Origin of the sequence: Candidatus Nitrosopumilus sp. SW, from assembly GCF_006740685.1 — an archaeon.
Lineage (GTDB): Archaea > Thermoproteota > Nitrososphaeria > Nitrososphaerales > Nitrosopumilaceae > Nitrosopumilus.
Map to the genome: position 1 here is coordinate 771,003 of NZ_CP035425.1, position 14,644 is coordinate 785,646.

A 14,644-nucleotide genomic window follows, 5' to 3' on the forward strand; every position below is an offset into this window, starting at 1 on the left:
GTTGGATTTCTTCGTTGTGAATGTTTTCATTAAAAATCACTTTAGATGAATCTGACAAGAAGTTTTCTATAGAATTGTATGAATCAATATCATTTTCAGATAACTGAAGATTTTTTCCATCAAATTTCATTTTTTCAGAATTTGTTATTCTTGTTAATGATGCATACTTGTCAGTTTCATAATTGACATAAACCTCTGGTGGAATTTCATAAGGTTGTGTTAAAACACTAATTTTTTCATTGAAATGTATTACATTAAGTACTTTGGGGGCAACAGAATTTTTTGATGTTGGTGAATCATCTAATGCTACATTGATGTTTTCATTTAATTTTAGAATATATGCTTTCTCTGCATTTTCAAGAAATTGTTCAGAGCTCATAGAATTTTGAAATTCAAGAGAAATTTCTTTTTCACTGGTTCCATTTGCAGACGGAATTGAAAATGTAATACCGATGACAAAAAATAACATCAGTATTTTAGTAATTCCTACTTTCTCTTTCATAAAGTAATTTCAGATGTTTAGATTATCTGTTAGGAGGAAATAATCTTCAAAAAAAGAGACCAAAACGGTAAATGATCGTTATGCACATACCATTGTGGAAATCATCTATTTTAGTGGATTTTTGATTAATTCTTTGAGTTTAGGAATTAGCACCAGGTTTTTTCTTTGAAAGTAAATTTTTTGTTAAGGATAAAATTTCCAAAAGCAGCAGACAACACTGCAAGCAACAAAACAATAGGATAATCTAGTTGATAATTATCTACTAGAGAAAATACCATTCCAAGTTGTATTGCTGCACCAATAGAACTGAAAGTTAAGAATTTTGTAAATTGTGTTATAGTTTTTCGTGGTTTGAAATCTTTATCTTCAAAAGTCCAAGTTTTATTTAAAATAAAATTAGAAATTATTGAAGCTAAAATTCCAAATACATTTGCTTGAACATACCATAATTCAGGAATATTATTTGAAAGAAAAAGAGATACGATATAATTTACAATAAACCCAGAAGCTCCAACAGTGTAAAATCTTCCAGCTTTTGAAATAAATTTTATTGATTTTCTTGTTTCATTTTTTGAAAATTGTTTGCCATACCGATAAAGCTTAAAAACAGATTTTCCAAAATCGAAAATAGTTTTTGTGTCTAACTTACTAGAACCGAATTTTCTATCAGTGAAAGTATATGGCACTTCTTTGATCTTAACATCCTTAGTTTTAACAATCAATTCTAAGAGAATTTTAAATCCTAAACCATCAAAATGTAAACCATTTATAATATTTTTTTTAAAAATAAAAAATCCAGACATTGGATCATTTACAGATACTTTGAGACTAAATTTTGCAATCTTTGTTGCAAACTTGCTAATTACTTTTCTTTTCAATGTCCAGTCTTTAATCTTTCCACCAGAGACATATCTTGATGCAATTACAACATCATACTGATATTTTCTCAAGGTTTCTAACATTTTTGGAATAATTTGTGGCGGATGTGAGAAATCACTATCCATAACCACAATTGTTTCTCCAGAAGATTGTTGTATACCTTTAATGATTGCAGAAGACAATCCATTTTTTGTAGTACGATGAATTAGTTTTATAGATTGATTTGCAACATCTTTAAAAGATTTGATATAATCCTCCACAATTTTTCCAGTTCCATCAGGGGAATTATCATCAACAATTATTGTTTCATATTTAAGATATTTTGGAAGATTTTCCCTTATCGATTCGATAATTTGTATGATATTTTTTGATTCATTGTATGTAGGCAATATTATTGATATAGTATCATCATTATTTTTTGAGGTTTTAGACAATGAATACATATTCTGACTCAAAACAGTGACGATATTAATTTTTAATTAAATTTATTCACAAATACAGAAAATTTCTTTGTCAACACAGTCATGAAAAGTAATACACTAAAGATTAGAACTACATTATGAAATTCAGGCATGGATTTATCAATTGAGATTATTTCACCCCATAATGCTGGTGAAGGAATCTGACGTACATGTTCTTTTATTCCATTAGGCCATGTATAAAATGAATAAGAATTTGCATCAAAAACTTCAATATATACACCATATTTACTTGAACGTTCGAGTAAATTTAGTGGAATTTTAAATTCATAACTTACATGAGGGTTTTTATCATACCGATCGTTTTCATCTGAAATTCCCCCTATTGCAATAAACCCATTCACATTAGGGATTTTTTGTAGATTAGATAATGAAGTGTATGGATAACCTCCTTGATAAGAAAGCCCAGATTCTCTTCCAAGTGTTGCTGTAAAACAATAGTCATTTTTATCAAGGATAAAATTTTTATCATTTTTTGAATCAAAACAAATTGTTGCCCTATCTAATCCAAGATCCATTGTGCGATCAACAGTATTATCAATTAATGCGTAGATATAATCACCATAATGAGCTATTCTAAGAATAACTCCACCTTCAATAGTATCTAAAGTCGATTCTTTCCATTCATGAAAAAATGTCCATTTCCCATCAAAATTAACAAGATTCATGTCTTCTGAAAATGTAATGAAAATTTCATTATCTGCAAAAACAAATGGAAATGAAATTGGTAGAACCAATATCAAAAAAAGGATTTTCATAGTAAACATAATCCATAATAATTAATGGTATTATTAATTAAATACAGTTGAAAAATTTTAAAATAATAATTATATTTTTGTTAACCGTTTCTATTGTTGGGATTTTTGATAGTTTTGCTGTAAACATTGATTTTTTAGAAGAAAAAGTCGTTGATAATATTAAGAATCAAGATTATGATAAAGCTGTTGTTGATTTAAGAACAATTTTAGAAATTGAGCCCGATAATAAATTTGCTTTAAATAATATCACTGGAGTGCTTATTGAATTAGATAAATTTGAAGAATCTATTGAATATGCAGACATATTATTAGAAATTGATCCAAATAATACAAAAGCAATGAATAACAAAGCAATAGCAAGTTTAGAACTAGAGGACTGGATAGAAGCATTCAGAAATTTTAAAAAGGCGATAGATACCGATCCAGAAAATAAAATTGCTTTTGAAAATCTGAAAAAACTTGGTGAAGATATACCATGGGCAATTGAAACAGATGCATATGCTATAGCTAAAATATATGATAAAAATGATGCACTGATCGGATACACAACTCATAATCAGATTACTATACAAGCTCCTTTAGGATTTTGGCATCTTAAAGAATTTGGTTCAATTAATGATGTGATGTATAATGGGAAAAATGTACAATATATTACATTTATTGATTCAGCAGTATTTGATGAAAGTCAATTTTTAGGAGTTGTCAATTTAGATTTAATTTATCCTCAAGGGCGAATTCATATCCTTGAATTAGTTTTAGCAAATGGGTTTATTGTTTCAGAGGGAGATAAAGTAATTTATGAGATAATCATTTTTGACCCAAAATTTTAGGATTTGAAAATAGCATTCCAAATGAAATAGAAATCATTACTAATAGTGGAACTATTCTATAAGGCATACTTGTCATATCTATTACTCCATATGTAATTGGATTTGAGATGAATAAGAAAAATATGCCAAACAATACCAGTTCAATATTTTTGTAATTCATCCATTTCTTAGTAGCTAAAATAGTTATAGTTGGAATTGTGATTAACAGAATTAGGCTATCAAATCGTATAAAATTACTAAATGAAACAAATCCAACAATGATTTTTGTTAAATCAAAATTTATTTTTTCTTGATGTACAAAATTATTCGAAAATAAAGCAAAAATCAGGATCACAACTAAGATACCATATCCAATCAATAATTTAAGGGAAAATTGTTTTGTTCTAAATATTGCAAATAAATTGATCGGAAAATAGGTTATTGTAAGAGCTTTAGAGAGAATAGAACAAAAATATGAAATTGAAGACGGAAATGAGTTTTTTAAAATTAGATATAAAGATAGAAAATAAAAAAGGGTCCAAAAATTTTCATATGTAGCTGTAGTGTCAAAAAGGAGAAACATATTACTTTGTAAAAGGGTTACAAATGCTACGATTCCTGAAAGACGTTTTTTTGTTAGTTCTAATGTTAAAAGATATGTAATTAATAATAATCCAATACTCGCAAAAAATGGTAGAATTCGAATATTATCAAATAATAATAAAGATACGTAAAGAAGCCCATATCTTAGGTGATGGGTAATTAACGTATTAGAAAATTCTAACTCTTCCACAGATTTTTTAACTCCAGCATAATCACCTAACTCAAATTCTTCATGGTTGAATTCATCAATACTAAAAATAATATAGAATGTTAACAGTATTATTAAAACCAGAAAAGCTGTTTTTGATGAAATATCATTTTTTGTTAGATATGTTGTGATTTTATTAATAATTGAAGGTAGTTTTTTTGCTTTATTTGCAAAATATAGTGAAAAAAATATTAAATTTGTTAAAAGTAAAGGAATTGTCCAAGCTCCGATTTCAAAATAGTTTACATCTCTTACTTGAAGTAAAACTGTATTCTCAATTAGCAAAGCAGGAAAAATTAATGGTATGAAACTAAATGCTACAACAGCAAAACATGGAATAGATATTAGAATTGTAGCTTTCTGATACGTCATATTACCTCTAAAAGATAGTAAAATAAAAAATTAATAAAAAATGAATGGTCTAGCTTCCATCAACTGTAATAGTCCATTGTACAGTTAGATCATCATTAGCACCAAGGCTAATAGCACTAAACTGTTGTAATGCTAATCTATCGGCAGAAGCACTTGTTGCACTGTTTATCAATGCTGCTTCACCAATTGCTGCATTTACATCTATGAAGTTTGCAGTTAATGTAGCTGATGTTCCTGCTTGTGTGGTTGAAGATATGTTACTACCCCATGAACCACCAGTTTGTCGATGGAATGCACCTAATCCAGTAGAAGTCTCAGTAAAGGTTGCAGTAGCCGTTCCAATTTGAACAACAGAATATGCTGCAGTTGGAGAAGTACATCCTCCAAGGGATTGACCTGTCAGGTTTTCCATAATACAAACATCTGCCTGATTTACAACAGTATTATCTAGTTGTCTATAGGCAATGACATTTCCATCTTCATCAGTTGCAGTAAGAGTAACATGTCCCATCATTCCAGCAGTGCTCTTTAGAACATTACTTGAATCAGATGAATCAGTAAATGCATAATTTAGTGTTAATGCACCACCCATGATTACTGATGCCACAACTATAGCTAGCTGAAGTTTCATTAGAAGTAGTTGTTCATAAGAGTATTAGAACATATTGGTCAATGATAGCCTCAAGTTCAACCATTTTGGCAATTTTTTGTTATGGGGTTACCGCTGCGGTAACTGTATCAGATAATTCTAAAACGTATGTTTTTCCTTCAGATTCTAAATCAATTTCATCTGGTTCCATCACTTTAATTTCTCCTGTTTCAAAATTAGATAAACCAAAGACAAGAGAGATAATTACAATTCCAACAATTACTGGAATAATTATTTTTGTTTTCACTGATCTCTTTAGAGAATAATATGATTTAAGCTTACTGTAAGTAATTTGTTAAAATAAAAAGAAACGACTGACGTCTTTTCCCAACTACTCAAAGGTAGAAGTAGAGGTTCCTGACGAAAGTCCGGTTGATGAAGGTACAGATGGGAATTTATCACCAATCTGTTGTTCAGCTACTGCAGATGCTTCTTGCAAGATTTTCTCAGTTTCTTCACTAGAAACGTCTGACTCCATGTTAAACGAGTCTCCTGCTAGTGAATCCATCATTAGTCCATTGAGCGTTTGAGTCATTGTATTCAATTCTGAGTCTGCTTCTGGCATGAATCTTCCTAGCGATGACTTCAATCCCTTCATTGTAGACATTGCTGGTCCAATTGCTACCATAGCATCACCAAGATCATGAATAGTCGTGAGTCTTAGCTGGACTTGTTCTAATGACATTCTTGCGTTGCCGAGCATCTTTGTAACTTTACGAATTTCAGCTAATTCGTTAGACAAAACTCTACTTGTGCTAGTATCATGTTGCTGCATTGCAGTCACCACTCTCTGAAAGAGTTGCGCATCTCTTTCATGCAGTTTACCTAACATAGAGTCCATTTTTGAGATTTGGACTTGTAGTTTGTTTACTGCAGTTTGAATTCGTGGTTTTAATGCACCTTGAGGCTTTACTGCTTCTCGGAGTTTGCCAGTTACGCTTTGGGTCTCTTGTCGAGCCCAAGTCTTATCGAAGTTTGGCATGATTTAGATTTAGAAATTTGGTCTTAATGTCGGGTGTAAATTTAGATCAGTTTTTGGGTAAAATTAGCTAACAAACTATTATTCTGAGATTATTTTTGTAATGTTGTGGTTAGAATTGTAGTATTTGATTCAGGATTAGGCTCATTATCTGTAATCCAAGAGATGAAAAAAGTATTCAAATCTGAAATCATCTATTTTGCAGACCAAGAAAATTACCCATATGGCAAAAAGTCTCAGGCTCAATTGAAAAAAATCACGCATAAATCTATTAAGTTATTGGAAAAGTTTTCACCTGATTTCATAGTTGTTGCATCAAATACGCCTAGTCTCATGCTGAATATATCTTCATCAAAAATTTTTGATATAAAACCACCACTAAAGGAAGCAAAAAAACTTTCAAAATCAAAGCAAATTGGAATTCTTGCAACAGAGTCTGCAACAAAAAGTAAAGGATTGTCAAAATATATTCAAAAAAATATTCCAGAATTTTTTAAAATTTTTAAAATTAATGGATCAAAATTAGTGGATTTAGTTGAATCAGGAAAATTTCTAACAGAAAAAAAATATTGTGAAAAAATCATTAAAAAAGAATTACAGATATTAAATAAAAATCAAATTGATGTTGTTACACTCTCTAGTACACATTTACTATTTTTAAAAAAATATTTACAAAAAGAATTTCCAAATACACAATTTATTGATCCAGGAAAAATTGTAGCTCAAAAAATCTATTCCAAAATAAAAAACAAACAATCAAAAAGAAATTCTTTGAAAATTTTTGCTTCTGGAAACACAAAAGACTTTCAATCAAAATTATTAAAAATTGGAATTAAAAACAAAGTTAGTTCTTTGTCTTTTTAGCTTTTCTATAACCATGACTAAATTTTTTGTCATATAGTTTAGAATACTCATATGTTTCAGGATCAATTACATCACTGATTATTATAATTGCAGTTCTAGTAATTTTTTCTTCTTTGAGTTTTTTTGCAATGTCTCCAAGTGTTCCTTTAATGATTTTTTGATCTTTCCAGCTTGCTCTATACACAACAGCAACTGGTGTTTTCTTTTTGTATCCGCCTGCAATTGCTTCTTTAACTAAATTAGAAATCAAATGAACGCTAAGATAGAAAATTAGTGTTGCTTTGTGTTTTGCAAGCTCTGAAATTTTTTCTCTTTTTGGAACTTTGGTTCTAGATTCTGCTCTAGTTACAATTATTGTTTGGGTAACTCCAGGGAGAGTCAATTGTGTCCCTAATGCAGCAGCTGAGGCTAAAAATGCAGTTACTCCAGGCACAACTGTAGATTTTATTCCCTTTTTTGTGAGATTATCAATTTGCTCTTTAATTGCACCATATATTGAGGGATCACCATCATGTAGTCTTACAACAAGTTTGTCTTTTTTTGCATTTTTGTACAATACATCAAAAATTTCTTCTCTAACCATTCCAGCTGCATCATAGAGTTTTCCTTTTTTACATAATTTCAAAATAGGCTTAGGAATTAATGACCCAGAATAAACAACAACATCTGCTTTTTGAATTAGTTTTTTTGCTTTAACTGTAATTAGTTCAGGATCACCTGGTCCACAACCAACAAAAAATACATCAGACACGTTTTACCACCAATATAGAGAAATATTTTGTAGTTAATGTATCATTATTTACTTCACCCAGAGTCATCTTTCTAATTATTTCATTTTCAGTTCCCAAGTCTTGTCCTATTGCAAAAATAGAATTATCAGGAAATCCTGATTCCTTTAAAACATCAATGACTTGATCAAAATATCTACCGTCTTTTAGAAATATCATAGATTCAGAATTTTTTGCAATCTCTTTAACACTACTTAAATCATAACATGAAGGAATAATTGCAACTTTTTCTGCACCTTCTGCAATACTTACACCAACCTTTGAAGCAAAAGTAAACATAGAAACAATTCCAGGAATAACACTAATGTTCATCTCAGGATATTTTTCTGTAAGATCTTTGTGCATGTAAATCCAAGTGCTATACAAAAATGGATCACCTACTGTTAGATAGACAACGTTTTTTCCAGATTGTACAGTTTCAGCCATAATCTTTGCATTTTTTTTCCAGGTTTCTTTAAGAACATCTTGGTCTTTAGTCATAGGAAAAATCAACTTTACAATCTCTTGATTCTTTGATTTATCAATAATAGAATCAACTACAGATAATGCAATACTAGGTCTGTCTTCTTTTGAGGCAGGACACATGATAATATCAGCATCTTGAATTGCCTTTACAGCCTTGACCGTAAGAAGTTCAGGATCCCCAGGGCCAACACCAATTCCTATCAAACCAGGCATGAGATGACTGGGTTTTCTCCCAATTAAAAGCTAGATTAGGCCTTAGTTGCAGAAATTATTGTTACTGGGTTTCGTGCAAGCATCATAGTGCCAGTAGTGGTTTTTCTACTTTTAGATACGGTTACTTGAGTAATATCCACATCTTTGAACTGCAATTTGTCCATGACTTGTATTACAGAATATAGTGTTTCAATTAATATAATTCCAATTACAATTCTACCTTTAGATTTTAGTTTTTTTTCTGATAATTCAACAATTTCTTTTGTATCTCCACCAGTACCACCAACAAATATTGCATCTGCTTCTTCAAGTTCTAAAATCTTTTCTTTGGCATTACCAAAAATAACTGAAACATTAGAAAGTTCAAATTTTTGTAAATTCTTTTTTGTCAAATCTACTGCATTTTGATCATAATCAATTGCAAGTATTTTTCCAGTAGACTCAACTTGTAATGCAGCTTCAACAGAAATAGAACCAGAACCACAACCAATATCATATACAATTTGTCCAGGATTTAGCCTAGCTTTGCTAATTTGAACAGCTCTGACTTCTTCTTTAGTGATAGGAACTTTATCAGTTCTTTCAAATTCTTCATCAGGTATTCCAGGAGTTTTATAATTCCACATTAGATTATCGCCTTGAGAATCTATTAGATGTTAATTCCAGTAGAAACAGTTGCAGTATGAACTAGAGTATATGTTACAATCCATGTAAACAAATACAAGAAGATATAGCTACCAATTGCTTGCGTAACAATTTTCTTTCTATCAGATGAGGGTAATTGCATCTTCATTCCTTTTGCTACAATAATTGTCGCAAAGAATACTATAATCATAAATCCAATAGATGCCCATCGTCTTTCTTCACCTTCAATATCTTCAAAGATAAAAGTAGCAGCAGTACCTGCAATTACTGCAAGGGCAACACGTAACCAAAATAATTTATTTAATTTTCTATCTTTCTCACTTTTTTCAACCTCACTTATTGGAGGTTCTTTTGATGCCTCAGGAGTTGATTCAGTTTTTTCTGTTTCAGGAATATCAACTGGCTCTTCTTGAGGAGATTCTTTCTTAGAGTCCTCAGGCTCAGGCGTAGGTTTTGATTTTTTCTTTTTGAATTTGGCCAATTAAATTTCTAGCGTGTCTCAAGCAAACCATGTTTAATATCTTTGGTCAAAAACTAAGCATGTCATAGCAAGGGTATAATTTTAGATGTAAAATATGATAGGCATGACATTATCAGGAATTGAATTACGATATTTAGTTGATAAAATTTCAAAACAAGTTGAGGACTACTATGTCAGCAATATCTATGGAATAACAAAAGATAGCATACTCTTCAAATTACACCATACTGAGAAAAGTGATCTCTTTATGATGATCTCGACTTCAGGAGTTTGGTTAACTGAAGTAAAAATTGATCAAGTTGAACCAAATAAATTACTCAAAAGATTACGTAGTGATCTTCTTAGATTAAAATTAAAAAAAATAGAACAAATTGGTGCTGAAAGAATTGCATATTTTATCTTTGAAGGGTTTGGAAAAGAATTTGTTTTAGTTGGTGAATTTTTTGGAGATGGAAATATTTTACTTTGTAATAATGAGATGAAGATTCTTGCACTACAGCATTCAATTGATGTAAGACATAGAAAACTAAGTGTAGGATTAGAATATACTCAACCGCCACAAAGCGGATTAGATATTTTCAATTTATCTGAAAATGATTTTCAAAGTATTAAAACAACAGAATTGGTTGCTGCAAAATGGTTTGGACGTACTTTGGGGTTACCAAAAAAATATGTAGAGGGTATTTTTGAAATTGCAAAGGTTGATCCAAAAAAAATTGGAAATCTTTTAACTAATGAAGAAATTATGAAAATTTTTGAGACTACAAAGAAAATTGTTTCAGATATTGTTTCAGAAAATCATGATCCCATAATTGTAAGAAATGAAAAAACAGAAGTTCTTCCAATTCAACTTGGAAAAATCGAAGGAGAAATTATCAAAGTAAAAAGCTTCATAGAAGGACTTGATACTGTTTTTACACAAAACATTGTAGAAAGAGGAAAGTCAATTCAAACTAGTGGTTCAGATAAAAAAATAAAAGAACTTCAAACCCAAATTTCTGAGCAAGAAAAGGCAATTCAGACAGTAAAAGATAGGTCAAAAAACATCACAAATGTTGCAAATTCTCTTTTTGAAATGATTTCAAAAGGAATCATATCAATTGAAGATAAAACTGCGCAAGAAATTTTGGCAAATAACAATGCAAAATTGATTACTGAAAAAGGAATTCCATTAATTGTTATTCAAGATGAAAAAATAAAGATAGACACAAAAGCATCTTTACAGTCAATTGCATCTACATTATTTAATGAAGCAAAGAAACAGTCAGGTGCAATTAGTTCGATTGAAAATATCAAAGATAAAACTTTGAAGAAATTAGAAAAACTACAAAACAAAACAGAATCTGAAAAAGATTCGATCCTAGTTTCTGAGATCAGAAAGAAGAATTGGTATGAAAGATACAGATGGTTCTATACTACTGACGGATTTTTAGTAATTGGGGGCAGAGATGCTGCATCAAACTCTGCTGTTGTAAGAAAGCATTTGGATAAAAATGATAAAATTTTTCATGGTGATATTTTTGGTTCTCCGTTTTTTATCATCAAAGATGCACAAAACGTACCAGATACTAGTATGAACGAAGTTGCACATGCAACAGTTTGTTTTAGTCGTGCATGGAGAGAAGGAATGTACGGTGTTAGTGCGTATTGGGTAAATCCCGATCAAGTTAAAAAATCAGCTCCCAGTGGAGAATTTCTTCCAAAAGGATCATTTACAATTGAAGGACAGAGGAATTTCATTAAAAGTGGGAATCTCAAATTAGCTGTTGGAATAATTCCACAAGAAGATGGTTATGCATTAACTTGTGGTCCTCCTGAAACAATCAAGAAAAATTCTATCTGTTATGCAATAATTGAGCCTCAGGGAATTGAAATGGTAGATGCTGCAAAGAAAATTAGAATAGAATTTTCAAAAATTCATGAAGAAATTACTAAAAAAATCAGTATTGATGAATTTGTTCGTGTGATGCCTGCCGGAAAAAGTCAGGTAAAAGATGTTAACAGAGGAGAAGCAGATATTCAAAAATTCATTGATACTGAAGAGGACGACTAGAACCAGTATCAAGTGATAATTTCATTCCATTTTTTATTGAAGAAAATTCTTCATTAGATAAAATTATCAAAGGAATATTTGCTAGTGCACATCCAGTCGCTACTGTAAGATCAGCTTTTTGACAAATCATTGCAAGTGGCGCCGTTCCATTTGATTTTATAGAATAAATTGTGTATGCACCAACACTACTTCCAACACCTGAAGGAAAAACTAGAATTGTGTCTTTAATTGATTTTTTATATAGTTCATGATTTTTGTCACTAATTATTCCAGTTTTTTTATCAACTGTTCCTAAAAAATTAATTGCGTCTTTTGATTTTAGAACTGTACCTTCAACTTTTCCTGAAACTAGAATTTTCATCTTGTCTCATCTTCTATAATTTGTGATAATGATTTTAAATTCACTCCAACACCATTAGAGTTTTTTAAATAAAATGCACCCTTGATGCTATTAGTGGTTACTGCATCGACATTATCTTTGTTAATCAATGGAGTAAGACAAGTACAACAATCTGAAAGAATTTCACATCCTGCTCGTTCTAATTCATTTGTATAGCCAATTTTGTTTGCTTGTTCTTTTACAGTTCTAGGGGTAAATATCATACATCTCTTCTCAAATATTCTTCCCTTTAGTTTTCCGGCAAGTTCTGAAATTTCTTCCAATCCCAATTGAGGACTACCAAGAGTAATGATGTCACCTTTTTCAGATGTGTTTAATTCATCATGAACATTTTGCATTGCTTTTTCATCAAAATCAATTTTTTCAGAGTTTGAATCTCCCTCTCCAAAAATAAATTTGGCACATGTTCCAGAAGTTCCCATTCCTCCACACATTGCCTTACATTGACGATTATCCATTTCGCCTAAACCAGAAACATTTACAGAAATATCTCCAACTTTTCCTGCAAAAAATCCCAACATCCCATATGTTAGTTCATTTGGATTATTGACTTTCATTCTAATTGTTACATTTGGGGAATCTTCTTTTCGTAATGAAGAGTAAGGGCTTTTTCCAGTTAATGCGCTAGCTAAAGCACTAAATGCACTTTCCTTGTTTGTTTTCAAATTATCATAAGAATTTGCATGAATTGCAGCATTACTCTCTGCAAATGCAACTTGGGTTCCATCTTTTGGGATATCAAAAATTTCGTAAGGAATACACGAAAAAGATGGAATAACACCCATTGTTTCATATGAATTTCTAATAGAGAGTTGTTTTGAGATAAAATTCTCATCTAAGCCATAGTTTGATACATTATCAATGTCAAATCCCATTGGATTAAGAGTGGTCTTTACCTTAACTCGAGCATCTTTGCTAATGCTAGAAAGAAATTCTTCACCTGCATCACCTATAGTGTTATAATTTACTCCTGAAAGATGTGCCCATTCAATTGGAACTAGTTTTTCTGCATCTGTTGCCTCACCGGTTGCAACAAGAATTCTGTATGCCATCTGCATGATTTCGCCTTGTTCGCCCTTTAGTGCAGATTCTTCTTCTCTAGTTAGTTCCAATGTGATTGATTTGGATTTACAGTTATAATACTTGTACGTAGTTTTTCATATGAAAATGGAAAAAATTCTAAGCAAAATGATGGATACAATGAATTCTGTAAAGACACCACGAATAACTGCACTACGAGATCTTCATGATGCTGAGACAGGTCCATTTAGTATTTTGATTGGAACCATACTTTCTGCTAGAACAAAAGATGAGAGTACAACGAAGGTAGTTAAGGTGTTATTCTCAAAATACAAAAACCCAAAACAACTTGCAAATGCAAAACTAAAAGATGTTGAAAAAATCATCAAACCAATTGGATTCTATCATGTAAAATCCAAAAGAATTATCGAAGTTGCAAAGATAATTGATTCAAAATACAAGGGTAAAGTACCTGAAGATCTGGATACTTTAGTAGAATTGCCAGGAGTGGGAAGAAAAACTGCAAATTGTGTTTTAGTTTATGCATTTGAAAAACCTGCAATTCCAGTTGATATTCACGTTCATAGAATTTCAAATAGATTAGGATTAGTTGAAACAAAGAATCCTGAAGAGACAGAACAAGAATTAATGAAAAAAGTAGACAAGAAATTTTGGATTGACATTAATGATACTTTTGTTATGTATGGACAAAACATTTGCAAACCAATATCTCCAATGTGTGATGTATGCAAGATTAAGAGAAGCTGCAAGTTTTACAAATCTAAGAACGTTTCTTAGTTAGAAACAACACTCCAACTATAACACCAATTCCTGCTGCAACATAAAATGGAAACAATGCAAATGCATTCTTTGAAGGATCACCTGAAAGAAATTCTAAAAGAAGACTGCCCGAATTAACTGCAGGAGGATCAGTAGAACCTTCCATTCCATGTACAGAGTAAGAAGCAATTGCAAATTCACCAATATTCAAATTGCTAACTACAATTCTTGCTCCATTATTTACAGTGAGTCCGGCTCTATCAGTAAAGGATATGATTGATTTTGCTTGTGGATACCAACCTCTTTCCAAGTCACTATGAACTACAATGTATCCTTCTTTTGGAGTCTGTACTGCAACCCAGAACTTATTATCAGGAATTGAACCCATCCCAACTTCAATAAATTCATCTTCAGAATTTACATCATAGAGTCTAAAGACTGCATTTCCATTAGGATTTGCATAAAGAAGATTGTTATCAATTGTTACTTGCCAGCTGACTGCATGAACATCATCTAGTGGAACAATAGGTGCATCACGTAGTACTCTGTTAAATTCTTCAGCAGGAATCTCTATTGAATCAATGATTAATGATGGATTTACTTCCTGAGCAAATGCAGGAGTAATGAAAAATCCAGAAAGTAAAATTATTGTAAATAGGTATCTCATTGAGCTATTCCAAGATTGATTGAATAAATA

Annotated in this window: 17 protein-coding genes; 4 read left to right on the forward strand and 13 right to left on the reverse strand. The window is 31.0% G+C overall.

Annotated elements, in window-relative coordinates; genetic code table 11:
• Positions 1–648 precede the first annotated feature (648 nt).
• Positions 649–1,824 (reverse strand): glycosyltransferase family 2 protein, encoded by a 1,176-nt coding sequence (locus Nisw_RS04655; RefSeq protein ID WP_141978505.1) that lies wholly within the window; start codon positions 1,822–1,824, stop codon positions 649–651.
• Positions 1,825–1,856: 32 nt separating this feature from the next.
• Complete coding sequence (locus tag Nisw_RS04660) at positions 1,857–2,618, reverse strand: hypothetical protein (RefSeq protein ID WP_141976935.1); 762 nt, start codon at positions 2,616–2,618, stop codon at positions 1,857–1,859.
• A 47-nt stretch (positions 2,619–2,665) separates the two neighbouring features.
• Here Nisw_RS04660 and Nisw_RS04665 point away from each other — a divergent pair, with 47 nt between their 5' ends.
• The gene (locus Nisw_RS04665; protein ID WP_141976937.1) at positions 2,666–3,448 is read left to right on the forward strand and encodes a tetratricopeptide repeat protein; all 783 of its coding nucleotides are present in this window, start codon (positions 2,666–2,668) and stop codon (positions 3,446–3,448) included.
• Here the strand turns inward: Nisw_RS04665 and Nisw_RS04670 are convergent.
• The 4 genes from Nisw_RS04670 to Nisw_RS04685 form a co-directional block, all read right to left on the reverse strand.
• On the reverse strand, positions 3,426–4,610 hold the full coding sequence (locus Nisw_RS04670; RefSeq protein ID WP_141976939.1) for a hypothetical protein: 1,185 nt from the start codon (positions 4,608–4,610) through the stop codon (positions 3,426–3,428). The genes Nisw_RS04665 and Nisw_RS04670 overlap by 23 nt on opposite strands.
• 49 nt (positions 4,611–4,659) lie before the next feature.
• On the reverse strand, positions 4,660–5,241 hold the full coding sequence (locus tag Nisw_RS04675; RefSeq protein WP_141976941.1) for a hypothetical protein: 582 nt from the start codon (positions 5,239–5,241) through the stop codon (positions 4,660–4,662).
• Between the two features lie 79 nt (positions 5,242–5,320).
• Positions 5,321–5,506: a hypothetical protein gene (locus tag Nisw_RS04680; RefSeq protein WP_141976943.1), complete on the reverse strand. Its 186-nt coding sequence runs from the start codon at positions 5,504–5,506 to the stop codon at positions 5,321–5,323.
• An 84-nt stretch (positions 5,507–5,590) separates the two neighbouring features.
• Positions 5,591–6,241, reverse strand: a complete 651-nt coding sequence (locus Nisw_RS04685) for a Snf7 family protein (protein ID WP_012214448.1) — start codon at positions 6,239–6,241, stop codon at positions 5,591–5,593.
• Positions 6,242–6,346: 105 nt separating this feature from the next.
• On the opposite strand from Nisw_RS04685, the gene Nisw_RS04690 reads away from it, so the two are divergent.
• Complete coding sequence (locus Nisw_RS04690; RefSeq protein ID WP_141976945.1) at positions 6,347–7,102, forward strand: glutamate racemase; 756 nt, start codon at positions 6,347–6,349, stop codon at positions 7,100–7,102.
• Here the strand turns inward: Nisw_RS04690 and cobM are convergent.
• The 4 genes from cobM to Nisw_RS04710 are packed head-to-tail and all read right to left on the reverse strand — an operon-like array spanning position 7,083 to position 9,694.
• A complete protein-coding gene (cobM, locus tag Nisw_RS04695; protein WP_141976947.1) occupies positions 7,083–7,853 on the reverse strand; it encodes a precorrin-4 C(11)-methyltransferase in 771 nt (256 codons plus the stop codon). The genes Nisw_RS04690 and cobM overlap by 20 nt on opposite strands.
• Positions 7,846–8,568 carry a precorrin-2 C(20)-methyltransferase gene (gene cobI / locus Nisw_RS04700; protein ID WP_141976949.1) on the reverse strand — a complete coding sequence of 241 codons (723 nt, stop codon included), beginning with the start codon at positions 8,566–8,568 and terminating at the stop codon, positions 7,846–7,848. The genes cobM and cobI overlap by 8 nt, the downstream gene beginning before the upstream one ends.
• Before the next feature lie 35 nt (positions 8,569–8,603).
• A complete protein-coding gene (gene cbiT, locus Nisw_RS04705) occupies positions 8,604–9,194 on the reverse strand; it encodes a precorrin-6Y C5,15-methyltransferase (decarboxylating) subunit CbiT (RefSeq protein ID WP_141976951.1) in 591 nt (196 codons plus the stop codon).
• 23 nt (positions 9,195–9,217) lie between these two features.
• On the reverse strand, positions 9,218–9,694 hold the full coding sequence (locus Nisw_RS04710) for a hypothetical protein (RefSeq protein WP_141976953.1): 477 nt from the start codon (positions 9,692–9,694) through the stop codon (positions 9,218–9,220).
• Between the two features lie 103 nt (positions 9,695–9,797).
• Between Nisw_RS04710 and rqcH the strand changes: the two genes are divergently transcribed.
• Positions 9,798–11,747, forward strand: coding sequence for a ribosome rescue protein RqcH (gene rqcH, locus Nisw_RS04715; RefSeq protein ID WP_185736575.1), 1,950 nt, complete (start codon positions 9,798–9,800; stop codon positions 11,745–11,747).
• Here the strand turns inward: rqcH and Nisw_RS04720 are convergent.
• Together Nisw_RS04720 and Nisw_RS04725 are read right to left on the reverse strand one after the other, a co-directional pair.
• Complete coding sequence (locus Nisw_RS04720; RefSeq protein ID WP_141976957.1) at positions 11,722–12,108, reverse strand: aconitase X swivel domain-containing protein; 387 nt, start codon at positions 12,106–12,108, stop codon at positions 11,722–11,724. The genes rqcH and Nisw_RS04720 overlap by 26 nt on opposite strands.
• Positions 12,105–13,259: an aconitase X catalytic domain-containing protein gene (locus Nisw_RS04725; protein ID WP_141976959.1), complete on the reverse strand. Its 1,155-nt coding sequence runs from the start codon at positions 13,257–13,259 to the stop codon at positions 12,105–12,107. The genes Nisw_RS04720 and Nisw_RS04725 overlap by 4 nt, the downstream gene beginning before the upstream one ends.
• A gap of 55 nt (positions 13,260–13,314) precedes the next feature.
• Here Nisw_RS04725 and nth point away from each other — a divergent pair, with 55 nt between their 5' ends.
• Positions 13,315–13,965: an endonuclease III gene (gene nth / locus Nisw_RS04730; RefSeq protein WP_141976961.1), complete on the forward strand. Its 651-nt coding sequence runs from the start codon at positions 13,315–13,317 to the stop codon at positions 13,963–13,965.
• Here nth and Nisw_RS04735 read toward each other — a convergent pair.
• Complete coding sequence (locus tag Nisw_RS04735; protein ID WP_141976963.1) at positions 13,949–14,614, reverse strand: hypothetical protein; 666 nt, start codon at positions 14,612–14,614, stop codon at positions 13,949–13,951. The two genes, nth and Nisw_RS04735, sit on opposite strands and share 17 nt — an antisense overlap.
• Positions 14,615–14,644 lie beyond the last annotated feature (30 nt).